The organism is Variovorax sp. J2P1-31 (assembly GCF_030317215.1).
Classification (GTDB): domain Bacteria; phylum Pseudomonadota; class Gammaproteobacteria; order Burkholderiales; family Burkholderiaceae_C; genus Variovorax.
Genome location: NZ_JASZYA010000002.1, coordinates 85,141 through 111,018 on the forward strand (window position 1 = coordinate 85,141; position 25,878 = coordinate 111,018).

Here is a 25,878-nt window from a genome sequence, read left to right on the forward strand (position 1 = left end):
TCTAGGTGTGGTTTCCCAAGAGGCTGTTCACCCGAGGTGAAGGAAGATGGAGGGTCTCAAGCCGGCCAACTTTCTTCAGGACTCCTGGAATGAACATTCACAAGAATGCCTCATGACGCCACGCACGATACGCAAATGGCAGCACCGCTAGATCAGCGAAGGCACGCCAGCTTTGCTTGATCGCAGTTCCCGACCCGCAGACTGTCCCCGGCGCAGCGATGCCACCAAGGTCGAGCGTGCCGGGGCGCGACGGCGCACCAGCGCCTGACCTACGAATGCATTGTCGAGCGTGCGGGCCTGTCCAGAAGCGCTGCGGCTCGCGCTTGCAAGGCCGCTGGTGTGGCTCGGTTGCCTGCTTTGCAGGACGCGGTCCCCGTGCGCCGCTACGAACGCCAAACACCCGGTGAATTGCTGCTTGGACACGAAGAAGTTGGGTCGCTTCGACAAGCCCGGCCATCGCGTGACGGGTGACCGCACGCAGAACACGCGGCGCGCTGGCTGGCAGGCGCTGCATGTGGCAAATGACGACCACTCCCGTGCGGGCTTCAGCCAGATGCTGGCCGACGAGAGGGCCATGAGCGCCTGCGCCTTCCTACTTGCGGAGCTGCGCTACTACAAGGGCTTGCGAGGCTTGGATCCACGCATTTCGTTCACTCGCCTCGGACCTGCCGCGATGCCGGCAGACAACATCGCAAGAGATGAGTCGATCATTTCAGCAATTGGAACGGGGTAGTCAGCTCTGGGTAGTCGGTTGCTGAGGATGAGATTCGCAAGCCCGTGCTCCGTCGCCCACGCGGCAATCACCACCGCACCGTGTTGCGACTTCGGCCATCCGTGGATTTTCGCGAAGGCGCACACAGCGTCTGCGAATAAAGTGAACGATACATTGCTGGACTGCAACAGATCCGGATAGATGTTCCGATCGATTATTTTCGGCCCAGCCATCAAATAGAAGATGCCGGCATGGTTCTGTGCAAACTCAATATAAACCGTCATCATCTGCCGCATCGCCTCGAGCGGAGGACGGGCGTCCGCCAGAACCTTCTGTCGCTCATGGGCAAGCTCGTCATACCCGCTCTGCGCGATCGCGGCCAAAAGGGCAACTTTTCCGTCAAAGTGTCGAGATGGTGCTGCCTCTGAAACTCCCAAACGCCGAGCAACTTCCCGTAAGCTCATGTCACGCAGCCCTACCTCCTCTAACAGCCTCCGCCCTTCACTAATCAAAGCATTACGCAGGTCGCCATGATGGTAAGAATTTGCAGCGGAAGAATGTTTCCTGCGAGGCTTGACGCCGGTTTCAAGTGGAAGAAGTTTAGGGGAGGCCATAGCAAAGGTAAAGAGAGAACGCTGCGTCGGACGATACCAGTTGCTCAGGGGCATGCAGATAATCGGGGGTTGATGTCCCAGGAAGTGGTGTAAGTCTTCGATCACTCGCTGGGCGGCAAGACGCGTAGGGCGTAGCCCGAAGCGGCTTGCCGCCCAGCGGCCGTCCCGTTCGGGGTGGTCATCGTGAAGTCCGGATAAGTTTGAGGTGCGACCCACCAAACTTTGTCCTTGAAGGAAATCACGATGACTAACGCCACTATGGCATTGACCGAGCTTGCCGAGAAGGGAGCCGACATCGACGTGCTGCGCCAGATGGTGCAGTTCATGGCCCAGCGCTTGATGGAGCTGGATGTCGAGGGCCGCTGCGGCGCGGCCTACGACGAGAAGAACCCTGCCGAACGGCTCAACAGCCGCAACGGATACCGCGAGCGCATCTGGGACACGCGAGCGGGCAGCGTGGCTGCGCCAGGGCAGCTACTTCCCCGAGTTCCTGGAGCCCAGGCGCACGGCCGAGAAGGCGCTCACCGCCGTGATCCAGGAGGCCTACGTGCAGGGCATCTCCACGCGCTCGGTGGACGAACTGGTCAAGTCGATGGGCATGAGCGGCGTCTCCAAGAGCCAGGTCAGCCGGCTGTGCGGCGAACTGGACGAGCGGGTCAACGCCTTTCTCGGGCGCCAGATCGAGGGTGACTGGCCGTATTTGTGGGTGGATGCGACCTACGTGAAGACGCGCGAGGCCGGGCGCATCGTCAGCGTAGCCGTGATAGTGGCCGTCGGGGTGAACACCGACGGGCAGCGCGAGGTGCTGGGCTTGAAAGTCGGTGCTTCGGAAGCCGAACCGTTCTGGACCGAGTTCCTGCGCAGCCTGAACCGGCGCGGCCTGCGCGGCGTCAAGCTGGTCATCAGCGACAGCCACGAAGGCATCAAGGCGGCCGCCTCCAAGGTCCTGAAGGCCACTTGGCAGCGCTGTCGCGTGCACTTCATGCGCAATGCTCTGGCGTATGCCGGCAAGACCCAGCGGCGCATGGTCTCAGCGGCCATCGGTACGATGTTCGTGCAGGAGTCGGCCGAAGCGGCACGGGCGCAGTGGAGGTCAGTGGCCGATCAGCTCAGAGACAAATTTCCCAAGCTCGGCGCCGTGATGGACGAGGCGGAGAACGACGTGCTGGCCTTCATGACTTTCCCGCGGGCGCATTGGACGCAGATCTACAGCACCAACCCGCTGGAGCGGCTGAACGCGCAGATCAAGCGGCGCACCAACGTCGTGGGCATCTTCCCTAACGACGCATCCATCGTGCGCCTGGTCGGCGCCATGATGATGGAGCAGAACGACGAGTGGTCGCTCAACCGGCACTACATGCAGCTTGAAGGCCTGCAGACCCTGAGCGACACTGCGCCCACTCGGCTGTCCGCAGTGGCACGCTGAGTACCGTGTATCTCAGCCTTGTCCGGGCTGTGGACTTACACCACGGGATGGGACACGACGCGTGCGCGCCCCCAGGGCGGAGTTTCGCTCAGCCCACCTCGTGCGCAATCAAGCTCAAGTGATTTTCCATGCACAACGCCCGGGCCAAATCGAATAAACTGCAAGCGAACCTGAATCGGCCCCGGCCGATTCACAATTGCGCAACGGTAGAATGATTTGGCCCGTCATCTGACCTTGACGACGACCTTGCCCTTCGCGCGCCCCTGTTCCACGTAGGCCATTGCATCAGCCGTTTCGTTAAGAGGAAACACGCGATCAACCGTTGGCCGAATGACGCCAGACTCGATCAGAGAAGTGATCTTGCCGAGCTGACTTCCCTCTGCACGCATGAAGAGGAAAGAATAGGCGATACGACGCTGCTTGGCCTTCCTCCGAATGCCGTAGCTGACCAAGCGCAACACCTGCTTCAACGGCCAAGCCAGCTTCTGTTCAGCGGCGAACTCCGCTGTGGGCGGACCGGAGATGGAAATGAGATGGCCGCCCGGCTTGAGCACCTGCAACGACTTCCCCAGCTCGTCGCTGCCGAGGCTGTTCAGCACCACGTCGTAGTCCCGAAACTCGGTGGCGAAGTCTTGTTTCTTGTAGTCGATCACGATGTCTGCGCCCAGCGCCCTGACCCGGTCGACGTTGCCCGTACTGGTAGTCGTCGCGACGAATGCGCCCAGATGCTTTGCCAACTGAATGGCGATAGTTCCCACGCCGCCGGAGCCGGCCTGGATAAACACCTTCTGCCCCTTTTTGAGCTTGGCGGTCTCGACCAGCACCTGCCACGCCGTCAGTGCGACCAGAGGCACTGAGGCGGCCTCTTCCATGGTCAGGTTGGCAGGCTTGTGAGCAACCGACGTTTCCTTGACGGCGATGTACTCGGCGAAGGTGCCAATCCGGAAATCATCCGGTCGTGCATAGACCTTATCGCCCAACTTGAACTTTCGCGCGCGCGAACCAACCTTGACGACCGTACCAGCAACGTCGTGGCCTAATACGAGGGGCATGCGATACGGGAGGACAAGCTTGAACTCCCCGTTCCTGATCTTGACATCGAGAAGATTGACGCCTGCCGCATGGATCTGGATCAGGACATCATCATCCCGAACTTCGGGTTCCGGCGCGTTGGTAGTCCTGCCGACTGCTTTCTTGCCGTAGCGATCGATGGTGAAGGCTTTCATACTGTTCTAACTCCAATGTTGACGTTGTTGGGGTGGGTGGCATTCGCGGGGAACGTCACTCCGTCAAGAAATTAAGAGCCTTGGAAACGAATACGGCGTGGTACTGGAAGATGCCACCATGGCCAGCGTCTTCATAGATAACGAGTTGCGAGTTGGGAATGCGGCGGGCCATGTCGCGACTTAGCACGGTGGGCACCATGATGTCGTTGTCTCCATTGGCGATCAGGACAGGCAAGCGCATGCGGGACAGGTCTTGCGGTGCCTGCCGTCCCCAGTCCTTGATCGCCTTGAGCTGGCGCAGAAAAGCGCTGGGTGTTGGTCCCTTGTCGCGATCGCTCTTGCGTTCCTTGAGGCGCTTCAGAAAGGCGCTGGCCGCCTGCCGGCCGTTGGGCGTAGAAGTGAAGAACAAATAGGTCTTGGGATCGCGCAGTGTCAGCAGGCCCTTGAGCATCAGCGGCCAAGACAATGCACCAACACGATCGATGCCCTGGCCGCCCGCAGGACCAGTGCCGGTGAGGATGAGCTTGCGCACGAGGTTCGGAGCTTTCAGCACGATGTCCTGCGCCACGAAGCCACCGAGTGAGAAGCCCAGTAGATCGACTTGCTCGAAACCCATCGCGCGGATGAGTGCGAGGGTGTCGCGCGCCATCGCGTCCACTGTCACTGGCGCAATGCCACCGGATGAGCCGACTCCCCGATAGTCGATGGCAATGACGCGGTGCTTGCGCGCCAGGCCGTCCACGATGCGGGGGTCGAAGTTGTCCAGCACTGCGCCCCAGTGATTGAGTAGCACCAAAGGAATGCCGTCCTGCAGGCCCCGTTCGCGGTAAGCAAAGGTGGTTCCACCTGCTTGGATCAGTTGGGTCGGCGCGTTGGCATAGGTCATCGCCGACTGGGGGGCGGGGTTATAGCTGCTCATATGTGGCTCCTGGCGTCGGCGTTCATGCGTTGACATCCACGACGGTGCGGCCGCGTACCTTGCCCTGAAGCACCGGCCCCGCGAGGCCAGGCACTTCCGACAATCCGACGACTTGTGTAGCGCGCGCGAGCTTGCCCAGGTCCAGATCGGTGGCAAGACGGGCCCATGCCCGCAGCCGCGCGTCCTGCGGCGCGTTGACCGAGTCGATGCCGGCCAGCGTTACGTTACGCAGGATGAACGGCAATACTGAGCCTGGCAGGTCCCCGCCCTGTGCCAGTCCGAAGGCCGCCACCGCCCCTCGGTAGCGGGTCTGTGCCAACACGTTGGCCAGCGTGTGGCTGCCCACCGAGTCGATTGCGCCAGCCCAGCGTTCCTTGCCGATCGGTGCACCAGGCTCCGACAACGTGCGTCGGTCGATGACCTGGGCCGCGCCCAGCTCAAGCAGATAGTCCGTCTCCTCCAGCCGCCCGGTCGAGGCGACCACCCGATAGCCCAGCTTGGACAGCAAGGCGATCGCGATGGACCCGGCTCCCCCACCAGCACCAGTCACGAGTACATCGCCTGTGTCTGGCGTCACGCCGGCATGCTCAAGCGCGAGGACAGACAACATTGCGGTATACCCAGCTGTCCCTATCGCCATTGCGTCGCGCGTCGAGAACGCGTCGGGCAACTTGATCAACCAATCACCACTGACGCGTGCCTTCTGCGAGAATCCGCCGTGATGCGTTTGACTCAGGCCCCAGCCGTTGGCGACGACCCTATCGCCCACAGCGAAACCCGTGTGTGTCGATGCTTCGACGACGCCCGAGAAGTCGATGCCAGGAATCAAAGGGAACTGGCGGACTACCGGCGAGCGACCGGTGATCGCGACCGCGTCCTTATAGTTGATCGTCGAGTAGTCGATCGAGACAGTGACGTTGCCCGGCATGAGATCGGCGTCATCGAAATCGACGAGCGAGGTGGTGATCTCATCGCCGCTCTTTCGGCTCAGCAGTGCTTTGAAGGTCATGGAAAACTCTCCTGGTGTTCGGTTGTCATATGTCAAGCATCATGTCGCTTGGCAAAAAGGGGGGTCATGGCGGGGATGCAAGGAGATGACGCCGCGTCGCGCGCAGGACGGCCTCGGACAGTGCCGGGTCATCGACAGCGCGCGCCAAAACCACCGCACCGATAGCGTGGCAGCTGCCGCTATGGCGCGCTCTCGCGCTGCTGGACTGGTGGCATCGGCCGCATCGACCATAGGGTGCGTGACAATATCGAGTAACACCTTGATGCACCGCGTCGCGGCGCGGCGCACGGCTGGCGACTGGCGTGGCATCTCCGTCCCCAGCGCGGCGACCGGACACCCATGCTCCGGATCGCGCACGTGCTCGCTGGACAGATACGCCTCCAGCAATGCCTGGTGAGCATGTCCGGTAGGCGCTGCAGCCATGATGTGCAGGAAGGTGTCCACTGCGTCTGCGTCTGCGTCTGCCCGGTCTGTCATCTTGGCGAGCATCGCCTCACGCGAGGCGAAGTGGGAATAGAAGCCCCCATGGGTGAGCCCGGCCAGCTTCATGAGATCGGCCATGCCGATCCCATTGAAGCCGTGGCGACGGATGGCGCGCGCCCCGACATCGACGATGTGCGCATGCGTCGATTCCTTGGACCGTGTCGGCAATCGCTTCATTCGCAGACCTTGTTGTGCGGCACGGCGGCCAGGTGCACGTTGAACAATGGACACGTTGTCACCTTCAAGCTGGTGCAGTGGCTCGGCGAGCAAGGGGATGGATCAGCCTTGCGGGCGATAGCGCTCGGCTGCGTGGGCCTGTCGGAGGTCGCCCAGCAGCGCCTGGCGCGCACCGTCCAGTGCGTCCCAGCGCTCGGCCACGTGCAGCGGCGGGATCGTGACCAGCTCTCGCCGATCGAAGCCCACGAGCGCTGCATCGACGAGCTCGCCCACGTCCATCAGATCGGGCATCGTGCTCGCATCGATGCCCGCGCGGCTCCAGATCTCGGTGCGCGTGCCTGCCGGCAGGACGGCTTGCACATAGACCCCCTTGGGACCCAGTTCCAGGCTCAAACCTTGCGACAGGAACAACACGAACGCCTTCGTCGCGCCGTAGATCGACATGCCGAACTCGGGCGCGAAGCCCACGACCGAGCCGATGTTCACGATGGCCCCGGTGCTGGCCTGGGCGAAGCGCGGGGCCACGGCGGCGGCAAGGCGGGTGAGCGAGGTGGTATTGAGAGCGATCAGCTTTTCAATGCTCTCGGCCGATTGCTGCAGGATGCCGCCTGATTGGGCCATGCCGGCGTTGTTGATCAGGATGCCGATAGTGGCATCGTCACGCAGCCGCGACTCGACGGCCGCGATGTCGGACGCCTGAGTGAGGTCGGCCGGCAGCACGTCGACAGAGACTTTCGTTTCCGCGCGCAGACGCTGCGCAAGGGCCTCCAATCTGGCCTTGTCGCGGGCGACGAGCACCAGGTTGTGGCCACGCTGGGCGAAGCGTTCGGCAAAGGTGGCGCCGATGCCGCTGGAGGCACCGGTGACGAGAACGGTGGGCAGTGTGCTCATGGTGTGATTACTTGAATTTGTCGGGAGGGACTGGGCCACGTTGGATGGCAGCCCGCTCCAATCGGTCAGGCTTGATGGACGCTGAATGGTGTTCGGCGGGTACTCGATCAGGAGGCGCTGGCGTCCTGCCGGTCGAGGAACAGGCTCGTGTGGGCAACGAACAGCTCGGGGTACTGGAACTGCGAGCCATGTCCCGAATCCGGGTAGAGGATCAGTTGCGCGTTCGGGATGTTTTGCTGCAGCGTGAACGCATTGATGCTCGGCACCATGATGTCGTTGTGACCGTTGACGATCAGCGTGGGCTGCCGATTTTCTTTGAGGTAGGCGAGCGGTTCACTGCGCGGCTGAGACCACTCGATGATCGACGCGAACTGCGCCTTCAGCACGTCCACCGAGGACGGCGGATCCTGGTCCTGACGCTCGTGGCGGCGCTTCCAGAACGCACGGCCTGCGGCTTGACTGGCCTCGGAGGGTGAGAAAAACAGGTACAGGAAATCGTCCTCGGTGGGCACGGGATTACCAGCGACCTGCATCACGCGCTTGTCCGGGTTGGCCTGGCCATTGCGCGGACCCGTGCCGACCAGCACCAGCCGGCGCACCAGGTCGGCATAGCGGTGCGTGAAGCTCTGGGCCACGAAACCGCCGATGGAAAAGCCGAGCACATCCACCTGCGGCAGGCCGAGCGTCTTGACGAAGTCGGCGATGCCATCGGCCATGCCGTCGACCGTGGTGGCGGGCTCGCCACTGGAACTGGCCACGCCGGCGTAGTTGACCAGGATAACGGGGCGCCCCTGCGCCAGGCCGTCTGTGACCAATGGATCCCAGTTGTCCATGCCGCCGCGGAAGTGCTGTAGGAAGACCAGTGGCGTGCCGGACTCCGTGCCGAAGCGGCGATAGGCGAAGCGCACGCCGTTGGCCTCAATGAACTGGGTGGGTGCGGTGATATGGCTGTTGCTCATGATGTGAATCTCACGCATGTTGAATAGGTTTCTTCGGATGCAAGCCGAAGAATTCAGCGCGCCAGCGTCGGGTAGTCGGTGTAGCCCGCAGCGCCACCGCCATACAGCGTGGCCATGTTCATCTGTGCCAACGGCGCGCCGGTCTTCAGGCGCTCGACCAGGTCCGGATTGGCGATGAAGTCGTGACCGAAGGCGACCAGGTCCACCTTGCCTTGTTGCAGGCGTGTCTCGGCCAGTTCGCGGGTGTAGCCGTTGTTGGCGAGGTAAGTCTGCTTGAACCGGCTTCGCAGCGCGTCGAAATCGAAGGGCCTTGCGTCGCGGGGGCCGCCCGTCGCGCCTTCGACCACATGCAGATAAACGATGCCCATCGCATTCAGTTGCTCAGCAACTTGGTTGAACTGGGCCTGCTCGTCGGCGGACGGCACGATGCCGCTGGCGGGTGACACCGGCGAGATCCGAACACCGGTACGGTCGGCGCCGATCTCCTTGGCGACTGCGGCGGTGACCTCGATCAACAGGCGGGCACGGTTTTCGACCGAGCCACCGTAGGTGTCGGTACGGGTGTTGGCCGTCTCGCGCAGGAACTGATCGAGCAGGTAACCGTTGGCACCGTGCACCTCCACGCCATCGAATCCGGCCAGGATGGCGTTGGCTGCGGCTTGGCGGAAGCTCTCGACGATGCCGGGTATCTCATCGAGCGTGAGCGCCCGGGGCTCGGACACGTCGACGAAGCCGTTGTTCACGAAGGTCTTGGTCTGGGCGAGGATGGCCGATGGCGCCACGGGGGCGGCGCCGCCCGGTTGTACCGATACGTGCGAGACGCGGCCCACGTGCCAAAGCTGCACGAAGATCTTGCCGCCCTCGGCGTGAACGGCATCGGTGACTTGGCGCCAGCCGGCGATCTGCTCGGGCGTGTACAGGCCGGGGGTGTCCTGGTAGCCCTGTGCCTGCGCGGAAACCTGCGTGGCCTCGGTGATCACCAGGCCGGCCGTGGCGCGCTGGGCGTAGTACGTGGTGGCCAACGCGCTGGGCACCAGGTTTGCACCGGCGCGGTTGCGGGTGAGCGGCGCCATAACGATGCGGTTGGCAAGCGTCACGCGGCCCAGGGTGTACGAATCGAAAAGGGTCTTGTCAGTCATGTTGCGATGGCTCGTCGTGTTGAAGGTGCCTCAATGATGACGATCATCATCTTGGCTGTCAATACTTTGATGATGCTCGACATCAATGTATAGTGCGAAGCATCAGCAATCGATGAAACCCAACGGCGGAAAGCATGAAAGTCACCAAAGCGCAGGCGCAGGCCAATCGGGCGCACGTTGTCGAGACGGCGTCCGCGTTATTTCGTGAGCGGGGCTACGACGGCGTGGGCGTTGCGGACTTGATGGCCGCGGCAGGCTTCACCCACGGCGGCTTCTACCGGCAGTTCGGCTCCAAGACGGAACTAATGGCGGAGTCTGCTGCGTGTGGCATCGCGCAGACGGCGGCGCTCACCGCGGGTGTGAACACGCCGGAGTTCGTCCGGATTTATCTCTCGCGCGAGCATCGCGACGCCCGCGCGAGCGGCTGCACGATGGCCGCGCTGGGCGGGGATGCCGCGCGCCAATCGGAAGAGGTCAGAGCCACGTTTGCGGCTGGGATCGAGAGCCTGCTGGCCGCGTTGAATCCCGAGGGGCTTCCATCGGACTGCCCAGCCTCAGCGCAGGAGCGAACCAAATCCCTTGACATCCTCACCCGTGCGGTTGGCGCCATTGTGGTGTCGCGCGCCTGTCCGGATGACTCCCAGCTGGCTGACGAAATCCTGGACGTATGCCGCAACCAGATTCTCGCGTCGCTGGCCCCGTCTCCGAGCCCTGCTGCAAAGGCGCGCCACCCTGCACGCAGGCGTGGCAATGGCACCTCTCCCAAGCCTGGATAAAAGGGGCACGGTGGGATCCGCATGCTGCCCCGGATCGGGTCTACTGCAACCATAGCGCCAGACGCTGCGGAAAGCAGTGATCGGGCCGCGCTGTCTCCGCGCGCGCGTCCCGACCTGCTTTCTACGCCAGCACTGCGGTGGATTGAGGCTTTTGGGTAGGCTGCCCTTATGGTGTGATGTGCTGTCGGCGAAGGCGCAGGGCGTTGGCCACCGCGGAACCTGAACTCAGGCTCATGGCCAAGGCGGCGATCATGGGCGACAACAGCAAACCGGTGAAGGGGTACAACACGCTGGCCGCCAGAGGTACGCCAAGACCGTTGTAGACCAGCGCGAACAGCAGGTTCTGGCGCATGTTGGCCACAGTCGCGCGCGACAATGCCTGGGCAGTGGCGATGCCGCGCAGGTCGCCCTTGACCAGGGTTACCTGGGCGCTGTCCATGGCCACGTCGGTACCCGTACCCATGGCAATCCCGACATCCGCGCGTGCGAGTGCCGGCGCATCGTCGATGCCGTCGCCGGCCATGGCCGCCACCCGTCCTTCGCCTTGCAGCTTCTCCACCAGTGCCAGCTTGTCTTCGGGCCGTACTTCACCGTGCACCTCCTCGATACCAAGAGACCGTGCCACCGCGTTGGCCGTGGTCAAGCGATCACCGGTTGCCATGACGATGCGAAGCCCCGCAGCATGCAAGGCCGCCAGTGCCTCCGGCGTGCTGGGCTCGACCGGGTCGGACACCGACAGCAGCCCCGCGAGCGCGCCGTCCACGGACAGGTGCATCACGCTCGCGCCTTGGGCACGCAGCGCCTCTGCCGCATCGCTCAGCGTGCCGACGTCGACACCGGACTCAAAAAGAGGTTTGTTTAGCCACAGAGCGATGTTCACCTCTTCCTCGTCTTGATCCGGCATCGAATCCCTCTCCTCATTCAAACTGGGTTGCGTCACACCAACTGGTCGCCGGTCGACATGCAACTATTTTCAGAGAAATGGGCATCACGCCCGAATACACCCAGGGTGTCTGCAACGCGCCCTGATTTCCCAAGGTAGGCATTCTTCCGAATCCACTTTGAATCCATCGGTTCTGCGTCTTTGACCGCCCCTGACCTGGCACCGACCCTCATGTCTGCGGCACCTCTTCGTGCCGCGATGTGCAGGAGTGTTGTCCTCTGCCATCAGCGCGCTATAGGGCAAGTTGATGCTGTTCGGAATATGACCCTTGCGCGGAAAGGTGCCCGCTTCACCCCGATACACAAGCCGCAGGCAAACCGCAGATCAGCCGCGTCGAGCCACCACTTTCGATGGCACTCCGCACGTCGGCCGTTGATGCGAAGTAAGACCGGTCGTATTGCGAGTATTCGGTGCCGCGCGGTTTAGGCGTCGGCTTGTTGATTCCCTGCTCGATGGCGCCGCCCAGGCTTTTCCATTTCTGCCATCCGCCATCGAGCACGCGCACCCGCTTGTGCCCCCAGGCGGCGAACAGCCACACCAGCCGGCTGGCCCATTCGCCCTGGGGCCGGTCGTAGATGATGGCTTCGGTTTCAGGCGTGATGCCGAGTTGGGCTGCCGCGTCCTGGAACTGCAGAGTAGAAGGCTTGGTGAAGCTCAGAGAGGAACTGCTGTCGGAGAACTGAAAGAACATGTCCACGAACACAGCCCCAGGAATGTGGCCCTCTCCGGCGTACTCGTAAAGCGACGTGCGGAACGCACCGTTCTCCACGATGGCGCCCGTTTCAACCAGCACCGCTCCGTCGTTGCGGATCGTGCCAAGGTTCTCGTTGAGCCATGTGGCAGAAACGAAATAATCGCTTTTGGAGGCAACAGTTTGCGTGGATTGGGTCATCGTTGCTTGTGTTTGAAGAAACAGAAGATGAAACAGTCACTACGGCGCGGTGACACACAGAGGGACTGTTCCAACTTGCTTCATGGACTTGGTCGATCAATGCGTGTTTGGGCATCGACGTGGTAACACGAACAGCCCGACGCAGCAGCGTCATCCTTTACGCAATGGCGCCGGTGGCAAGCTGGCCTGTTCGTCGTGTTCCGCCGCGGTCGCGGCCAATTCATCGCGCAGGCTGGCAAGCTGCTCATCGCTGATGCGCGCGAGCGTGAGGGTGTCGGAATGTCCCATGGTGGTTTAAGCTTTCGTCACGGCGCCGAGGCGTCGATCACGCCGACTCGGCGGTACGCTGTTCGCCCAGTGATGGGTAGTCGATGTAGCCGCGCGGCCCACTCGTGTAGTAGGTCGACGTATCGGCCTCGGTGAGTGGTGCGTTCAGCCGAAACCGCTCGGGCAGGTCAGGATTCGAGATGTAGAAGCGACCAAAGGCGACGGCATCGGCCAGACCTTCGGAGACGACCCGCTCGGCAGACTCGCGGGTGTAGCCCCCATTGAGAATCAACACCCCTTTGTAGAGGGATCGGATGAGCGGCGCGAAGAAAGGGTCACCCGGAAGAGGTCCAGGTCCGGCGTTGGGTACCGTTTTTTGCACCAGTCACTTGTAGAGCGGACGGAAGGGGTCTTCGTCGTGTGTGGTGCCCTCAAGCAGGTGGATATAGGCGATGCCGCGTCGGTCGAGTTCCTTCACCACATATGTGAAGGTACTCACCGTATCGGAGTCCCCGATGTAGTCCGCACGGAAATGCGGAGAGATCCGGATGCCCACCCGTTCAGCGCCGAGTTCGGCAATAGCGGCATCCACCACTTCGAAGAGCAGACGCGCGCGATTCTCCAGCGAGCCGCCGTAGACATCGGTGCGCGTGTTGGCTCCGTCGCGCAGGAACTGGTCGAGAAGAACGCCATCATCAGTACGTTCGGCCACCCCATCCGCAAGAGTGTTGGCAAGGTGGCATCCTGCAGCATTCCGCGCACGCGTTGGCTGGCTGAAGGCACGGTCAGCGTGGAAGCCAGGGACGCACTTCCCATTGGGAGCTTTACCGCCACGGAGGCATCCCGTGCGCCACCGGCCGATGGGCTCCCGCAGAAGCCGCGGCGCAACTCATGGCGTCACAGGCGTTTGCAAGCGCGCCGGCCGCGCCTCGCGAATAGGGAGATGGATCAGCGCGGCAGCCGCTGCCAGCGCAATGTCGATGTACCAGACCCAGTCGTAGCTGCCGGTCGCTTGGAAAACCTGTCCCCCGATGAACGCGCCAGCGAAACCGTCTATTTGGTGCGCGAGCATTAGAACGCCGAAGAGCATCGCCATGTTGGCCTGGCCGAACATCTTGGCGACCAGTCCCGCCGTCGGTGGCACCGTCGATAAGAAGGTTACCCCCATGACGGCGGCAAATACCAGCATCACGGCCGATGTCTTGGGCGCAAACAGGAAAACCAAGACCGCGAGACCGCGGACTGTGTAGAGCAACGAGAGCAGCGATTTCATGCGCCAGCGCCCGACCGCCCACCCCATCGAGAGGCTGCCGATGATGTTGAACAGCCCGATCATCGCCAACGACCTTCCAGCGATGGCTGGGGGCAACCCACAGGCCTCAACCACGCCCGACAGATGCGTCGCCAGGAAGGCAACGTGGAACCCGCATACCATGAAGCCCGGCGCCAGCAGGCCGTAGCAGGCCGTAGCTGGGCGTTGCCAACGCCTGGCGCAGTGCTTCGCGCGCCGTGAGCGCCTTCTTACCTGATGCTGCCGCTGCCGCTGTCGCTGCCGCTGCTGCGATTGCCTTGGAGTTGCCCTTGAGCACCCAGATGGCCGGGAGCGCGAGAAGCGCCAGCACCCCCAACCATTGCATGGAGGCGACCCAGCCGAGCGTAGCCGTCAGGCCGATCGAGATGGGTGCCATGATGAACTGCCCGAACGAACCTCCGGCGTTGACGATGCCAGTGGCCATCCCGCGCTTCTCCGCAGGCACCAGCCGCGTGCTGGCCGCCATCAGCATGGAAGGTCCGGCCATGCCTGCGCCACCCGCAGCCAGAACACCGATGGCGAAGATCAGGCCGAGGGTCGAGGTCATGAACGGCGTGATCACCGTGCCGATCGCGATCAGCGTGACGCCCACGAAGATCACCCGCCCCGTGCCGATGCGGTCGGCGACCGCACCCGCGAAGGGCTGCGTCAGCCCCCACCAGAGCTGCCCGAAGGCAAAGGCCAGACTGATGCTCCCGATGCCCAGTGCTGTTGAGGTATTCAGCGACGATAGATACAAGCCCATCGTATTGCGCACGCCCATCGTGAGCGCAAAAGTGCCCCCGGCGGCCAGTAACACCAGCCAAAGTGCGTTGTGTGTCAGGCCGAGGTTCGCCCGCGAATGCGAACTGCTAGTGTTCATCTCTGCCTTCAAAACGATCCTGATACGCCACGGTCATCGAGACTCAGGCCACGATCTTGGCAGGCGCGGACCCTGCCCACGGGACCGGTGTCCTTGCCGGCGCAGCGGGTACCAGGCCGCTCACGGTGTCGAGACGGCTGATCTGCTCGGCCGACAGTTCTACAGACAAGGCGCCGAGGTTGTCGGTGAGCTGTGTAAGCGAACGCGGCCCGATGATCGGCACCGCGCCATGCGTGCCCGCCCAGGCAATGGCGACTTGCCCAGCGTTGACGCCGAGCTCACTGGCGATGGCGAGCACGGTATCGAGTACCTGCGTGCGCTGTGCCGAGTTCTCCGGCTGGAACACGCGGCCGCCAAAGCCTTCCGCGCGCCCCTTCTCGCCCTGCCGGTATTTGCCGGTCAGCATGCCGCCGCCCAGCGGTGACCAGGTCACGATGCCAAGCCCCAGCGCGAGTGAGGCGGGGAACAGGTCAGCCTCGGGTTCGCGATGGACCAGGCTGTGCTCGAACTGCGCAGCCGCAATGGGTACCGCATGGGTGAGTTCGGACAGAGTGACCGCACGGGCCAACCGCCAGGCTGCGAAGTTGGACAGTCCCGCGTAGAGAATCTTGCCGGCGCGTGCCAGGTCCTCAAAACCGCGAACGATTTCCTCGATGGGCGTGACCCCATCGGGATGATGGGCCCAATAGATATCGATGCGGTCGGTCTTGAGTCGTTTCAGGCTCGCCTCAACGGACGCGACCATGGACTTGCGGCTGTTGCCGGTGACCAGGCGGTTGGCATCGGGCGCCGCGCCGTTGGTGAACTTGGTGGCGAGCACGAAATCCTCACGCCGGCCTTCAAGCAAAGCACCCAGCGCCTCTTCCGATTGGCCGAACTGGTAGACATCCGCCGAGTCGATGAAGTTGCCGCCTGCTTCGGCATAGGCGTTGAAAACCGCCTTGCTGACATCGGGATCGGCACCATAGCCCCAGCCCGTGCCAAAGTTGCCAGTGCCGAGTGCGACCTGAGAGACCCGCAAACCGGTCTGGCCAAAGGGCGTGTATTTCATGCTGTGCTCCGTTGAATGAATCGAGATGATGTTGTTAAGGTCGTCCGGGCGCGTCGCGACCGGTGAAGCTAAGTCACCCGCCGCGGAACGACGAGGTTGCCGACGGAGATCTGCACGGCTTTCCCGTCTTGGTTCAGCGTCGTCGTGCGCACCTTGACCAAGCCTTGCTCCGGACGCGACTTTGACGGCCGAACCTCTAGCACTTCGCTTTCGACACGCAATTCGTCACCAGGGCGCAGCGGCAGTGGCCAACGCAGTTCATCAAAGCCTGCGCCGACGATGCCGCCCGCCGGCTTGAACTCGCTGTCCAAGAGCAGGCGCATCGTGACGGCGGCGGTATGCCAGCCGCTCGCGGCGAAGCCTCGAAAGATCGATGCGTTTGCGGCAGATACATCCAGGTGGAACGGCTGGGGATCGAATTCGGCGGCGAACGTCTTGATCCGATCCTCGTCGATGCGTATCCGCGTGGTTCCGATGAAGCGCTGGCCGGGTTCAAGGTCATCCAGGTAAACAATAGGCATTTCTGTCTCCCTCAAAGCGTCTCGAGCGCAAGCGCGATGCCCTGTCCGCCGCCGATGCACAGGGTCACGACGCCGCGCTTCACACCATCTCGCCGCATCGAATGCAGCAAGCGCGTGGTCAGCACCGCGCCCGTGGCGCCGATGGCATGGCCATGGGCGATGGATCCACCTTCGACGTTGACGATGTCTTCCGGCAGATCGAGCTCGCGAAGGCAGGCCAATGCGATGGCGGCGAACGCCTCGTTGATTTCAATGCGATCAATGTCCGTGTGCTTCCAGTTCGCGCGCTCGAGCGCCAGCTTGACGGCCGGCACGGGTCCGATGCCGAACAGGCCCGGTTCGACCGCCGCAACGCCGTGGGAGACCAGCCGAGCCCAGGGCTGCAGCCCATGCTGTTCTGCGAAGCCTCGTTCCGCGATGATCACCGCGGCCGCCCCGCTATTGAGCCCGGGCGCGTTGCCGGCCGTGATCGTGCCGTCCTTGCGAAACGCAGGCTTGAGCTTGGCGAGTGTTTCAAGCGTTGTATCTGGGCGATTGGCTTCGTCCTTTGCAAAACTCACCGACCCCTTGCGGCTGGCAAATTAGATTGCATATGCAATATTTTCAGCTAGAATATATCACATGAAAACCCTCACCAAGCCGCAGGGGTGCACCAACCTGAAGCTACGCCAGCTCACTCGCATGGTGACGCGTCACTACGATCACTACGTCGCCGAGACGGGTCTCAGAAACACGCAGTACGCGCTGCTGTCGCACGTCGTCAGGCTCGGACCCATTCAACCAAGCGATCTAGCCAAGCACATGCAGATGGATGCCTCGACGTTGACGCGCAACCTGCAGCCTCTGGCAGCCCAGGGACTTTTGGAAGTTGGCGCGGGCAAGGATGCGCGCAGCCGTCTGGTCGAAGCGACCGAGGCGGGGCGCACGAAGCGAGCCGAAGGACAGCGGGCCTGGAAGGCGGCGCAGACGTCGCTCAACGAGCGACTGGGCGTCGAGCGTGTCGCTGCATTGCACGATTTGCTCGATGCGTGCATAGGATGCCTGGATGAAGACGATCGCGGTGGAACGCAGACCTGAGCTTGCAAGCCCAGGTCTGCTTGCGCCCTCTCCCGCACTCAACACTTGCGTGCGGCGGCTAGAGCCATTGAACATCTCTGAAGAGAAAACATGAACGCGCGCTTCCACGGTCTCTCGGGACACATGATCAACCTTTGATTCAGTTTCATGTTTTTGGACTCACAGGATGACCCCAGCACTTTTCTCGCCTTTGAAGCTCGGCGCATTGAAGCTTTCCCACCGCGTGGTGATGGCGCCGCTCACTCGGATGCGTGCAGCCCAACCGGGCAACGTCCCGCATGCGCTCAACGTGGAGTACTACCGCCAGCGCGCATCGCAGGGCGGGCTGATCATCACAGAAGGCACCCAAATCTCTCCGACCGGCCAGGGCATGCCCGCCACGCCGGGCATCCACAGTGAAGAGCAGATTGCGGGTTGGAAAGAAGTCACCAAGGCAATTCACGCCAAAGGTGGCTTTGCGTTTCTGCAACTTTGGCACGTCGGCCGTATATCGCATTCGTCGCTTTTGAATGGCCTGTTGCCGGCCGCTCCGTCGGCCATCGCAGCCCCCGGCAATGCATTCACTGCAAGCTTTGACCGCTCACCCTTCGAAACGCCGCGAGCCCTGGAGACGGAAGAGATCGCCTTGATGGTCGAGGATTACGCACGCGCGGCCCTCAGCGCGCAGCGCGCCGGTTTCGATGGCGTGGAGATCCATGCGGCCAACGGATATCTGCTGGAGCAATTTCTACAGAGCCGAAGCAACCAGCGAACGGACGAGTACGGAGGGTCGATCGAGAATCGCTGCCGGCTCGTTCTGGAGGTGGCACGCGCCGTATCGGTCGTCTATGGCGCAGATCGGGTTGGGATCCGCCTGTCGCCTTTCGGTGTCGCCAACGGCAGCGGGGAAGATGAGCCACTGCCGCTGTACACCCGTCTGATCGAGCGCCTCGCGCGCCTGGACCTGGCCTATCTGCACCTGATCGAGCCACGCGCGAGTGGCGCGGGCCAGGCCGAAGTGGATCATCAGGACGTGCCTTTCGCATCACAGCTGTTCCGACCGCATTGGCCGAACGCGCTGATCGCAGCCGGGAACTACAAGCCCGACACGGCGGCGGCGGCGATCGCAGCGGGCCGCACGGATGCCGTCGCGTTCGGGCGGTTGTTCATCGCAAACCCCGATCTGCCCGAGCGAGCGCGCCGAGGCACCGACCTCAATGACTACAACCGTGCGACCTTCTACGGCGGTGGCGTCGAGGGATATGTCGACTATCCGACGCTCGAAGCGCTGAACCAATGATCAACAGACCGGTGCCGCACGCGTCCCAGCCAACACCCTTGCTTCCTGGCGAGCCAGCCACTCGACTGGAGGGGCGCTCGCTCACCGCAGGCGTGCTTCTTCTGCTGGCTGCTCTGGCGGCTTTGGGTGCACTGGCCACCAACATCATCCTTCCGGCGTTCCCCTCGATAGGCGAGGATCTCCGGGTTTCGTCCCGGGATCTTGCCGCGACGCTCAGCAGCTTCTTCGTGGCCTTCGCGCTGGGGCAGCTGTTTGTCGGGCCGCTGTCGGATCGCTTTGGGCGTCAACGCCTCGTTCTGACGGGACTGGCCACCTTCATCGTCGGCAGCATGGTCTGTGCGATGGCCAGTACGTTGCCGCAACTCATCGGAGGCCGGGTGATCCAGGCGCTGGGCGTGTGCGCCACGTCGGTACTGTCCCGCGCCATCGCGCGCGACCTGTTCGAGGGCCAGGAACTGGCGCGTGCGCTTTCCCTGACCATGGTAGCCATGGCGGCGGCACCGGGCTTTTCCCCGCTGCTGGGCAGCGCGCTGGACAGCTCGTTCGGCTGGCGGTCCACCTTCTATGTGATCTCGGCGCTGGCGCTCGTCCTCGCTGTTGTGTACATCACAAGGCTGGGGGAGACACATGCACCGGACCGGCGATCCGCACTCTCCCTTGGCGGTGTCGCCGCGGGCTACAAGCAGTTGGTCTTCGATCGTCGTCTCATGGCGCCCGCCCTATCCGTGAGTTTGGTCATCGGGGGGCTCTATGCCTTCTTCTCCATGGCTCCCGCCATTCTGATCACCGGCTTCAGGCTCTCGCCACTGGCGTTCGGGTTGTTCTTCGCATCGACAACTTTCGTCGTGTTCGGGTCAGGCCTTCTGGCGCCGCGTCTCGCCAGAAGATGGGGGCCGGTCGTGACGGCTCGTGCCGGCGTTGCCGTCGCACTTGCCGGAAGCGCAGCGATGTTGGTCGGCGGCTTGGAGTTCGTCACCTTCAGCGTGTCTCTGACGATCTTCCTGTTCGGGATGGGAATCTTCAATCCTCTGGGAACGGCCATAGCGCTACAACCTTTTGCGCTGCAAGCAGGGGCAGCGTCAGCCTTGCTTGGATTTCTTCAGATGGGGTGCGCTGCGCTGGCGATCACCGTCGGGGGCATGCTGTCCTTGCCGCCGCATACCGCCCTGGGCGTCGTGCTGCTTGCATCGCTTGCGGCGTCCTCTCTATGTTTTTGGTCCATGCGACTTCCGAGGTGAGCCTGACGCATGTCGTCGGATCACTCAGAAAAAAACTCATTCGAAGCCGTCTAGGCGCAAGCAGTTGCCAACAACCCTTCCGCTTTATTGATTTTCAGGAGTTCCGCATGAAGATTCTTATCGTAGGTGCCGGCGCGATCGGCGGGTACTACGGCGCACGGCTTTTGCAGGCAGGTGCCGATGTGACATTTCTGGTCCGGCCGCAGCGGGCTGCATCGCTGGCGTCCAGCGGGCTGCAGGTACGCAGCGAGCTGGGCGACTTCAGCGGCACCGTGGCCGCGGTGGTGCGCGAGGACGTGAAGCCTGCCTACGACCTGATCGTGCTGAGCTGCAAGGCTTACGACCTGGACGCAGCCATGCGCGACATCGCTCCCGCCATGGGGCCAGACACCGTCATTCTTCCGTTCCTCAATGGCATGTCCGTCTACGACCAGCTGGATGCGCGCTTCGGCCGCGACCGTGTACTGGGCGGGGTGGCGTACATCGCGGTCATGCTCGACCAGGATCGCGTCATCCGCCATTTCGGCGCCAACGATGTCGTGGTCGTTGGCGCGAGAAGCGAACTAACCGCTCATCCGGCCGAACGTTTCTTCGCCTTGATCTCGGCGTCACAAGGCTCGCGCACGCTGTCGCCAGACGTGACGCAGGCGCTGTGGAACAAGTGGGTGATGCTCGGCACTGGCGCCTTGATGACCTGCCTCATGCGAGGGACGGTTGCCGACATTCTCGCCACGCGCGACGGCGAGCGACTAACGAAGCAGGCCATCGGCGAGTGCTGTGCCGTCGCCGAAGCCGAAAGCCACGCGCTCTCCGCCGACGACTTGCGCGGCCTCGAGGCGCGCTTGCTCGATACCCGCTCGACGTGGGCCGCATCCATGATGCGCGACATCGCGCAAGACGCGCCGCGCCTGGAAGCCCAGGCCATCGTTGGCGATCTCATCGTACGCGCCGAACGCAGGACATTGGAGCTCCCGCTGGCGCGCACGGCGTACTGCCACCTTCAGGTGTACGAAGGCCAGCATGCGGTTGCGCAGCTAGCACCACGGATGGCTTGATCGGCGGCAGTCTTCCGCCTCGGCGCAGCAGCTTCAGGCACTTGCGCAATCCATCTGCGGCCCTGCGCTCGACGCGCAAGGCATCCCCACCACGACCAGATCCTCGGCCGCCACGGCGGCGCGACATCGGACATCCCCTGCCTTCACCCCTTCAAGGAGCGACATATGAGTTTCAAGGCACTGTTTGCCACCCAGGACAATGGCGACTTCTCGGTCAACCTGGCCCAACTGGACGACAAGGACCTGATGGACGGCGACGTCACCATCGATGTCGAATACTCCACCGTCAACTACAAGGACGGTTTGGCCCTGACCAACCGCATCCCGATCATCGAACGTTTCCCGCTGATCCCAGGGGCAGATCTGGCCGGTACCGTGCGCACCTCAAGCCATCCCGGCATCGAACCCGGCGACAAAGTGGTGGTCAATTGCTGGGGCCTGGGTCAGACGCACCATGGTGGCTTTACCCAGAGGGCTCGCGTACCGGGCGAATGGGTGGTCAAACTGCCCAAGGCGTTCTCCACCAGGGACGCGATGGCCATCGGCACCGCCGGCTACACCGCGATGCTCGCCGTCATGGCTCTGGAGCATGGCGGCCTCACACCACAGCGCGGCGACATCCTGGTCACCGGCGCCAGCGGCGGCGCTGGCTCCATCGCCATCGCGCTGCTGTCCAGGCTCGGCTTTCGGGTCATTGCCTCCACCGGGCGTTTACAGGAAGCCGACTATCTGCGCGAACTGGGCGCGGCCGACATCATCGACCGACATGTCCTGTCCGAGCCGGGCCAGCCGATTGCCCGCGAACGCTGGGCCGGCGCCATCGACACGGTGGGCAGCCACACGCTGGCCAATGTTCTGGCACAGACCGCCTACCGCGGCGTGGTGGCCGCTTTCGGCATGGTGCAAGGCCATGACCTGCCCGCCTCGGTCCTGCCCTTCATCCTGCGCAACGTCACGCTCGCTGGCATCGATGCCGTCAACGCGCCGCAGTCCGTTCGACTGGAGGCTTGGTCGCGCCTGGCACGCGACCTCGACCTCGCCAAGCTGACTTCGACCATCCAAGTGGTCGGGCTGGCCGAGGTGCCAGATGTTGCGCAGCGCATCCTGAAAGGCCACGTGCGCGGCCGCACCGTCGTCGACGTGAACGCTTGAATGTCCTTCTCTTATCCGCCATTCCCGCAACCCCGTACATCAAGGATGTCCACCATGTCAGATCCCTATTCGCTGTGCGTCGTGCTGAAGGTCAAGCCTGAGCATGCCGCAGAATTCGCGGCCTTGGTTCAGGACAACGTCACCGAGACGCGCAATGACAAAGGAGTGGTGACCTTCAACTATCACCAGGTTCTCGGCGAGACGACTTGGCTGCTTTACGAGATATGGGAGAGCAAGGCCGATTCCGACGCCCACCAGCAAAAGCCCGGTGTGCAGGCCTTCTTCGCCAAGGCGCCGCAACTGCTGACGGCCGAACCCGTCGTCTATTCCCTGGGCCCGGTGCTGTGACACCGGCATGCCGCCTGCACCGCCGCGCTATCGCTTCGTGCGCCGTCATCACACGACGATATCGATGACCACGGCGAGCCGACCAGTTCCCGCTTTCTAAAGGCCGAAGATCAACCCGTGCGCCGCTTTGCAAAGGTACGCGCGCTGTCGCAGCAGGCCTTAGCGACGCGAGGATCTCGTCGCGGCAAATGTCCAGGAATTCGTCAGCCAGCGGCGAATCGTCCGGACAGGCGCGCGACATTGTTGGCGCCGACCGGAAACTGAGCCAGTTTTGTAGGTAGTGCCAAAGTAAAAGTGAGCCAGGTGTTCGACCTACCCTGCTGTTTATTTAAGCAGCGGGGTTCGAGGAGTGATCACCATGGACATGATTGGCAGGATCCGACGGCTGCACGTGAGGGACAAGCTGTCGGAGCGCGAGATAGCGCGCATGACGGGGCTGTCGCGCAACACGGTGTCGAAGTGGCTGCGGGCACCGGTTGCCGAGGCACCGAAGTACCGGCGCGAAGCGCGCCCGAACAAGCTCAGTGCGTTCGAGGCAACGCTAAAGCAGGCATTGACGGCCGATGCGCGACGAGCCAAGCACGAGAGGCGCACGGCACGTGCGCTGCACACCGAGATCAAGGCGGCGGGCTACGACGGCGGTTACTCGGCCGTCACTGACTTCGTTCGAGCGTGGCGCCAGGGCGAGGGACAGGCAGCCAACGTCACCGCGTTCGTTCCACTGACCTTCGAGCTCGGCGAGGCCTTCCAGTTCGATTGGAGCGAAGAAGGCCTGGTCGTCGGCGGCATCTATTACCGCATGCAGGTGTCGCACCTGAAGCTGTGCGCGAGCCGTGCATTCTGGCTGGTGGCGTATCCGAGCCAAGGACACGAGATGCTGTTCGACGCCCACACGAGGTCGTTCGCAGCGCTGGGCGGTGTGGCGCGCCGCGGGATCTACGACAACATGCGCACTGCCGTCGACAAGGTGCACAAGGGCAAGGGCCGCACCGTCAATGCCCGCTTCGCAGTGATGTGCGCGCACTACCTGTACGACCCTGACTTCTGCAACGTCGCATCGGGCTGGGAGAAGGGGCGCGTGGAGAAGAACGTACAGGACAGCCGTCGGCGCATCTGGATCGAGGCGGGCCGGCGCCGCTTCGGCTCCTTCGTCGAACTCAACGCCTGGTTGGGCGAGCGCTGCCGGGCGCTGTGGAACGAGGTCCGGCATCCCGAGCACAGCCAGTTCAGCGTGGCCGAGATGCTCGAGCACGAGCGGCCCCACCTGATGCCCATGCCGGAGCCCTTCGATGGCTATGTGGAGAAGCCGGCGCGGGTGTCGAGCACCTGCCTGGTGTCGGTGGCCCGCAACCGCTACTCGGTGCCCTGCGAGCTGGCCGGGCAGATGGTCAGCACGCGGCTGTATCCGGGCGGCATCGTGGTTGTTGCCGATGATGCGGTGGTCGCGCGACACGAGCGCCTGAGCGCCTCTGGCGGCACCCGCTACGACTGGCAGCACTACATTCCGCTCATCCAGCGCAAGCCTGGTGCATTGAGGAACGGTGCGCCCTTCGCAGACATGCCCGAGGCACTGCAGCAACTGCGCCGCGGCCTGCTGCGCCAGGCCGGTGGAGATCGCGTGATGGCGCAGGTGTTGGCCATCGTGCCGACGGCGGGGCTGGACGCGGTGATCGTGGCGGTCGAGTTGGCGCTGGAGGGTGGTCCGCCATCGGGCCGGGTCAGCGTGGAGCACGTCGTTAATGTGCTCGGCCGGCTCACCGCACCGGCAGCACCGCAGAGTGCGCAGACGGCGCTGCAGATCGTCACGCCGCCGCTGGCCAACACGGCCCGATACGACGGCTTGCGTGGACAGGAGGTGGACCATGCGTGACGTGACAGTCGAACTCAAGGCGTTGCGCCTGCACGGCATGGCCAGTGCCTGGTGCGATCTGGCGGAGCAAGGTGCCGCGTCCGGCTTGGATGCCTCTCGCTGGCTGGTCGAGCACCTGCTGCAGGCGGAGACCACAGACCGTTCGATGCGTTCGGTCCAGCACCAGATGAACTCGCCGCGCTTCCCCGTGCACCGGGATCTGGCCGGCTTCGACTTCGATGCGTCGGTGGTCGACCAGAAGCTGGTCCACCAGCTCGCGACGCTGGAGTTCACGGAGGCCGCGCACAACGTGGTCTTGGTCGGTGGTCCGGGCACAGGCAAGACCCATCTGGCAACGGCTCTGGGCGTGTCGGGCATCGTGCGCCACAGCAAGCGCGTGCGGTTCTACTCGACGGTCGATCTGGTCAACGCCCTGGAGCAGGAGAAGGCTCAGGGCAAGGCCGGGCGTATTGCGCTGAGCCTGCGCGAATGGATCTGGTGATCCTGGACGAACTGGGCTACCTGCCGTCCAGCCAGGCCGGCGGCGCGCTGCTGTTCCACCTGCTGTCCAAGCTGTACGAGCACACCAGCGTAGTGATCACCACCAACCTGGACTTCGCCGAATGGTCGACGGTGTTCGGCGACGCCAAGATGACGACCGCCTTGCTCGACCGCCTCACGCATCACTGCCACATCATGGAGACAGGAAACGAGAGCCATCGGTTCCTGCACAGCAGCGCCACGGCGAAGAAGCGCATCAAGGCCAGGGAGCAGACCCGTAAAACAGGCACCAAGGCCGACCCAACAGACGCTACCGACTGACGGTTGCAGCGCGTGGCAAGGCGCTACGGGCTTCGCCCTTCGCGCCTTATGAGTTCGATCACAAGAAGCGAAAGGAAGTCACAGAACAAGGCAAGGCATACACTTATCCACAGCCGACCATCGCTGCGTCGGCTTCCACCCCTGGCTCACGATTCAAGCGGCGCGGTGGCTCAGTTCTACTTCGGCGCGGACAGTACGAGGATCTGCTGCACATCTTCGGGGACGCCTGGTTCCGTTCACTGGGCAGCTCATCTCAAGATCAGTTGCTGACACGGGGACGCTTGGTAGAGGCCAGTAGCCACGAGTACGTTTTTCGCAGAGGCGATCCAGCGAACGGCCTGTTCGGGGTTGTTAGTGGGGCGCTTTCGGCGTCCTCAGTGCAGGAGGACGGCCGCCAGATCATCTTCGGTTTGCTTGAGCGTGGCGACTGGTTCGGCGAAGTCTTTGCAGTCGACGGACTTCCGTGACACACGACATCTGTGCGACGTGCGACGCCGAAGTGCTGCACATCGACGCGCCGCTGTTTGAGGCGCTGATGAACGACGCGCTCTTCGCACGGGCCATCGCCGTGCTGCAGGCGGGGCGCACGCGGGCCATGTTCAGCTTTTTCGAGGATGCAGCCGTTCGCGGCACACGTTCCCGGGTTGCACGGCGGCTGCTTTGGATTGCACGAGGCGATGCTGCGGCCCTGCCGCGGGATCGGCACGTGGTATCCGTCACCCACGAAACCCTGGCAATGATGTTGGGCCTGACGCGGCAGACGCTTTTCCTGGAACTCAAAGCGCTGGCCGCCGCCGGAGCGCTGTCGCTGTCCTACGGGCGCATCGTCATCGAGTCAGAGGAGAAGTTGCGAATGATCGGCGAAGGCTGAGCGTTGCA

General features: G+C 63.1%; 26 protein-coding genes and 6 pseudogenes. 13 read left to right on the plus strand and 19 right to left on the minus strand.

The window, feature by feature from the left end:
- Window positions 1-112: 112 nt before the first annotated feature.
- A pseudogene (locus QTI20_RS11505) lies at window positions 113-625 on the plus strand (leucine zipper domain-containing protein); the annotation flags it as partial.
- On the opposite strand, the gene QTI20_RS11510 reads toward QTI20_RS11505, so the two are convergent.
- Window positions 613-1,380 (minus strand): TetR/AcrR family transcriptional regulator, encoded by a 768-nt coding sequence (locus QTI20_RS11510; protein WP_353507277.1) that lies wholly within the window; start codon window positions 1,378-1,380, stop codon window positions 613-615. The pseudogene QTI20_RS11505 and the gene QTI20_RS11510 overlap by 13 nt on opposite strands.
- Window positions 1,381-1,427: 47 nt before the next feature.
- Window positions 1,428-1,652: a hypothetical protein gene (locus tag QTI20_RS11515; RefSeq protein WP_286551032.1), complete on the minus strand. Its 225-nt coding sequence runs from the start codon at window positions 1,650-1,652 to the stop codon at window positions 1,428-1,430.
- Between QTI20_RS11515 and QTI20_RS11520 the strand changes: the two are divergent.
- Window positions 1,585-2,608: pseudogene (locus tag QTI20_RS11520) on the plus strand (IS256 family transposase); the annotation flags it as partial. The gene QTI20_RS11515 and the pseudogene QTI20_RS11520 sit on opposite strands and share 68 nt — an antisense overlap.
- A gap of 368 nt (window positions 2,609-2,976) precedes the next feature.
- Here QTI20_RS11520 and QTI20_RS11525 read toward each other — a convergent pair.
- The 7 genes from QTI20_RS11525 to QTI20_RS11555 all read right to left on the minus strand — a co-directional run bounded on the left by QTI20_RS11525 (window position 2,977) and on the right by QTI20_RS11555 (window position 9,555).
- Window positions 2,977-3,978, minus strand: coding sequence for an NADP-dependent oxidoreductase (locus QTI20_RS11525; RefSeq protein ID WP_286551035.1), 1,002 nt, complete (start codon window positions 3,976-3,978; stop codon window positions 2,977-2,979).
- Window positions 3,979-4,033: 55 nt separating this feature from the next.
- A complete protein-coding gene (locus QTI20_RS11530) occupies window positions 4,034-4,897 on the minus strand; it encodes an alpha/beta fold hydrolase (RefSeq protein ID WP_286551036.1) in 864 nt (287 codons plus the stop codon).
- A 22-nt stretch (window positions 4,898-4,919) separates the two neighbouring features.
- A complete protein-coding gene (gene acuI / locus QTI20_RS11535) occupies window positions 4,920-5,906 on the minus strand; it encodes an acrylyl-CoA reductase (NADPH) (protein WP_286551037.1) in 987 nt (328 codons plus the stop codon).
- 39 nt (window positions 5,907-5,945) lie between these two features.
- Window positions 5,946-6,659 carry a TetR/AcrR family transcriptional regulator gene (locus tag QTI20_RS11540; RefSeq protein ID WP_353621759.1) on the minus strand — a complete coding sequence of 238 codons (714 nt, stop codon included), beginning with the start codon at window positions 6,657-6,659 and terminating at the stop codon, window positions 5,946-5,948.
- Window positions 6,660-6,668: 9 nt separating this feature from the next.
- The gene (locus QTI20_RS11545; protein WP_286551038.1) at window positions 6,669-7,457 is read right to left on the minus strand and encodes an SDR family NAD(P)-dependent oxidoreductase; all 789 of its coding nucleotides are present in this window, start codon (window positions 7,455-7,457) and stop codon (window positions 6,669-6,671) included.
- A gap of 107 nt (window positions 7,458-7,564) precedes the next feature.
- The gene (locus QTI20_RS11550; protein ID WP_286551040.1) at window positions 7,565-8,434 is read right to left on the minus strand and encodes an alpha/beta fold hydrolase; all 870 of its coding nucleotides are present in this window, start codon (window positions 8,432-8,434) and stop codon (window positions 7,565-7,567) included.
- A 35-nt stretch (window positions 8,435-8,469) separates the two neighbouring features.
- Entirely contained in the window at window positions 8,470-9,555 is a 1,086-nt protein-coding gene (locus QTI20_RS11555) for an alkene reductase (protein ID WP_286551041.1), read from the minus strand.
- Between the two features lie 134 nt (window positions 9,556-9,689).
- Here QTI20_RS11555 and QTI20_RS11560 point away from each other — a divergent pair, with 134 nt between their 5' ends.
- The gene (locus QTI20_RS11560; RefSeq protein WP_286551042.1) at window positions 9,690-10,331 is read left to right on the plus strand and encodes a TetR/AcrR family transcriptional regulator; all 642 of its coding nucleotides are present in this window, start codon (window positions 9,690-9,692) and stop codon (window positions 10,329-10,331) included.
- A gap of 166 nt (window positions 10,332-10,497) precedes the next feature.
- Here QTI20_RS11560 and QTI20_RS11565 read toward each other — a convergent pair whose 3' ends face one another.
- From QTI20_RS11565 to QTI20_RS11600, 9 genes and pseudogenes are all read right to left on the minus strand, one after another.
- A complete protein-coding gene (locus QTI20_RS11565; protein ID WP_503011392.1) occupies window positions 10,498-11,271 on the minus strand; it encodes an HAD-IC family P-type ATPase in 774 nt (257 codons plus the stop codon).
- Window positions 11,272-11,563: 292 nt separating this feature from the next.
- Complete coding sequence (locus tag QTI20_RS11570; RefSeq protein WP_286551043.1) at window positions 11,564-12,166, minus strand: sulfurtransferase; 603 nt, start codon at window positions 12,164-12,166, stop codon at window positions 11,564-11,566.
- 150 nt (window positions 12,167-12,316) lie between these two features.
- Entirely contained in the window at window positions 12,317-12,454 is a 138-nt protein-coding gene (locus tag QTI20_RS11575) for a hypothetical protein (RefSeq protein WP_286551044.1), read from the minus strand.
- A gap of 37 nt (window positions 12,455-12,491) precedes the next feature.
- Window positions 12,492-12,815, minus strand: a complete 324-nt coding sequence (locus QTI20_RS30710) for a beta/alpha barrel domain-containing protein (protein WP_353621760.1) — start codon at window positions 12,813-12,815, stop codon at window positions 12,492-12,494.
- 3 nt (window positions 12,816-12,818) lie between these two features.
- Window positions 12,819-13,145 (minus strand): oxidoreductase, encoded by a 327-nt coding sequence (locus QTI20_RS30715; protein WP_353507280.1) that lies wholly within the window; start codon window positions 13,143-13,145, stop codon window positions 12,819-12,821.
- Between the two features lie 177 nt (window positions 13,146-13,322).
- Window positions 13,323-14,607: pseudogene (locus tag QTI20_RS11585) on the minus strand (MFS transporter).
- 43 nt (window positions 14,608-14,650) lie between these two features.
- Complete coding sequence (locus QTI20_RS11590) at window positions 14,651-15,658, minus strand: aldo/keto reductase (protein ID WP_286551045.1); 1,008 nt, start codon at window positions 15,656-15,658, stop codon at window positions 14,651-14,653.
- 68 nt (window positions 15,659-15,726) lie between these two features.
- Window positions 15,727-16,179 carry a MaoC family dehydratase gene (locus QTI20_RS11595; RefSeq protein WP_286551046.1) on the minus strand — a complete coding sequence of 151 codons (453 nt, stop codon included), beginning with the start codon at window positions 16,177-16,179 and terminating at the stop codon, window positions 15,727-15,729.
- An 11-nt stretch (window positions 16,180-16,190) separates the two neighbouring features.
- Window positions 16,191-16,757 (minus strand): annotated as a pseudogene (locus tag QTI20_RS11600) (thiolase family protein); the annotation flags it as partial.
- A 43-nt stretch (window positions 16,758-16,800) separates the two neighbouring features.
- Between QTI20_RS11600 and QTI20_RS11605 the strand changes: the two are divergent.
- The 6 genes from QTI20_RS11605 (at window position 16,801) to QTI20_RS11630 (ending at window position 22,328) form a co-directional block, all read left to right on the plus strand.
- Entirely contained in the window at window positions 16,801-17,256 is a 456-nt protein-coding gene (locus QTI20_RS11605) for a MarR family winged helix-turn-helix transcriptional regulator (protein ID WP_286551047.1), read from the plus strand.
- Between the two features lie 166 nt (window positions 17,257-17,422).
- Complete coding sequence (locus QTI20_RS11610; RefSeq protein ID WP_286551049.1) at window positions 17,423-18,535, plus strand: alkene reductase; 1,113 nt, start codon at window positions 17,423-17,425, stop codon at window positions 18,533-18,535.
- On the plus strand, window positions 18,532-19,773 hold the full coding sequence (locus QTI20_RS11615; protein WP_286574204.1) for a multidrug effflux MFS transporter: 1,242 nt from the start codon (window positions 18,532-18,534) through the stop codon (window positions 19,771-19,773). Before QTI20_RS11610 ends, QTI20_RS11615 begins: the two co-directional genes overlap by 4 nt.
- Window positions 19,770-20,828 (plus strand): 2-dehydropantoate 2-reductase, encoded by a 1,059-nt coding sequence (locus tag QTI20_RS11620; protein ID WP_353507281.1) that lies wholly within the window; start codon window positions 19,770-19,772, stop codon window positions 20,826-20,828. The genes QTI20_RS11615 and QTI20_RS11620 overlap by 4 nt, the downstream gene beginning before the upstream one ends.
- Window positions 20,829-20,993: 165 nt before the next feature.
- The gene (gene acuI, locus QTI20_RS11625) at window positions 20,994-21,980 is read left to right on the plus strand and encodes an acrylyl-CoA reductase (NADPH) (RefSeq protein WP_286551051.1); all 987 of its coding nucleotides are present in this window, start codon (window positions 20,994-20,996) and stop codon (window positions 21,978-21,980) included.
- A 54-nt stretch (window positions 21,981-22,034) separates the two neighbouring features.
- Complete coding sequence (locus QTI20_RS11630; RefSeq protein WP_286551052.1) at window positions 22,035-22,328, plus strand: putative quinol monooxygenase; 294 nt, start codon at window positions 22,035-22,037, stop codon at window positions 22,326-22,328.
- A gap of 142 nt (window positions 22,329-22,470) precedes the next feature.
- Here the strand turns inward: QTI20_RS11630 and QTI20_RS11635 are convergent.
- Window positions 22,471-22,578: pseudogene (locus QTI20_RS11635) on the minus strand (TetR/AcrR family transcriptional regulator); the annotation flags it as partial.
- 108 nt (window positions 22,579-22,686) lie between these two features.
- Here QTI20_RS11635 and istA point away from each other — a divergent pair.
- The 4 genes and pseudogenes from istA (at window position 22,687) to QTI20_RS11655 (ending at window position 25,870) form a co-directional block, all read left to right on the plus strand.
- Window positions 22,687-24,198, plus strand: a complete 1,512-nt coding sequence (gene istA / locus QTI20_RS11640; RefSeq protein ID WP_286551053.1) for an IS21 family transposase — start codon at window positions 22,687-22,689, stop codon at window positions 24,196-24,198.
- 37 nt (window positions 24,199-24,235) lie between these two features.
- Window positions 24,236-24,999, plus strand: a pseudogene (istB, locus tag QTI20_RS11645) (IS21-like element helper ATPase IstB).
- Window positions 25,000-25,280: 281 nt separating this feature from the next.
- Window positions 25,281-25,466 carry a Crp/Fnr family transcriptional regulator gene (locus QTI20_RS11650; protein ID WP_286551054.1) on the plus strand — a complete coding sequence of 62 codons (186 nt, stop codon included), beginning with the start codon at window positions 25,281-25,283 and terminating at the stop codon, window positions 25,464-25,466.
- Entirely contained in the window at window positions 25,463-25,870 is a 408-nt protein-coding gene (locus QTI20_RS11655; RefSeq protein ID WP_286551055.1) for a helix-turn-helix domain-containing protein, read from the plus strand. Before QTI20_RS11650 ends, QTI20_RS11655 begins: the two co-directional genes overlap by 4 nt.
- The last annotated feature ends 8 nt before the right edge of the window (window positions 25,871-25,878 follow it).

What these genes read in the sequence shown, in the direction of transcription:
- QTI20_RS11575 (WP_286551044.1), bottom strand. Translation starts at nt 12,454, where the DNA reads ATGGGACATTCCGACACCCTCACGCTCGCGCGCATCAGCGATGAGCAG.
- QTI20_RS11595 (WP_286551046.1), bottom strand. Translation starts at nt 16,179, where the DNA reads ATGCCTATTGTTTACCTGGATGACCTTGAACCCGGCCAGCGCTTCATC.
- QTI20_RS11545 (WP_286551038.1), bottom strand. Translation starts at nt 7,457, where the DNA reads ATGAGCACACTGCCCACCGTTCTCGTCACCGGTGCCTCCAGCGGCATC.
- QTI20_RS11530 (WP_286551036.1), bottom strand. Translation starts at nt 4,897, where the DNA reads ATGAGCAGCTATAACCCCGCCCCCCAGTCGGCGATGACCTATGCCAAC.
- QTI20_RS11610 (WP_286551049.1), top strand. Translation starts at nt 17,423, where the DNA reads ATGACCCCAGCACTTTTCTCGCCTTTGAAGCTCGGCGCATTGAAGCTT.
- QTI20_RS11515 (WP_286551032.1), bottom strand. Translation starts at nt 1,652, where the DNA reads ATGAACTGCACCATCTGGCGCAGCACGTCGATGTCGGCTCCCTTCTCG.
- QTI20_RS11615 (WP_286574204.1), top strand. Translation starts at nt 18,532, where the DNA reads ATGATCAACAGACCGGTGCCGCACGCGTCCCAGCCAACACCCTTGCTT.
- QTI20_RS11525 (WP_286551035.1), bottom strand. Translation starts at nt 3,978, where the DNA reads ATGAAAGCCTTCACCATCGATCGCTACGGCAAGAAAGCAGTCGGCAGG.
- QTI20_RS11550 (WP_286551040.1), bottom strand. Translation starts at nt 8,434, where the DNA reads ATGCGTGAGATTCACATCATGAGCAACAGCCATATCACCGCACCCACC.
- QTI20_RS11510 (WP_353507277.1), bottom strand. Translation starts at nt 1,380, where the DNA reads ATGCCCCTGAGCAACTGGTATCGTCCGACGCAGCGTTCTCTCTTTACC.
- QTI20_RS11560 (WP_286551042.1), top strand. Translation starts at nt 9,690, where the DNA reads ATGAAAGTCACCAAAGCGCAGGCGCAGGCCAATCGGGCGCACGTTGTC.
- QTI20_RS11630 (WP_286551052.1), top strand. Translation starts at nt 22,035, where the DNA reads ATGTCAGATCCCTATTCGCTGTGCGTCGTGCTGAAGGTCAAGCCTGAG.
- acuI (WP_286551051.1), top strand. Translation starts at nt 20,994, where the DNA reads ATGAGTTTCAAGGCACTGTTTGCCACCCAGGACAATGGCGACTTCTCG.
- QTI20_RS11605 (WP_286551047.1), top strand. Translation starts at nt 16,801, where the DNA reads ATGAAAACCCTCACCAAGCCGCAGGGGTGCACCAACCTGAAGCTACGC.
- acuI (WP_286551037.1), bottom strand. Translation starts at nt 5,906, where the DNA reads ATGACCTTCAAAGCACTGCTGAGCCGAAAGAGCGGCGATGAGATCACC.
- istA (WP_286551053.1), top strand. Translation starts at nt 22,687, where the DNA reads ATGGACATGATTGGCAGGATCCGACGGCTGCACGTGAGGGACAAGCTG.
- QTI20_RS11555 (WP_286551041.1), bottom strand. Translation starts at nt 9,555, where the DNA reads ATGACTGACAAGACCCTTTTCGATTCGTACACCCTGGGCCGCGTGACG.
- QTI20_RS11570 (WP_286551043.1), bottom strand. Translation starts at nt 12,166, where the DNA reads ATGACCCAATCCACGCAAACTGTTGCCTCCAAAAGCGATTATTTCGTT.
- QTI20_RS11590 (WP_286551045.1), bottom strand. Translation starts at nt 15,658, where the DNA reads ATGAAATACACGCCCTTTGGCCAGACCGGTTTGCGGGTCTCTCAGGTC.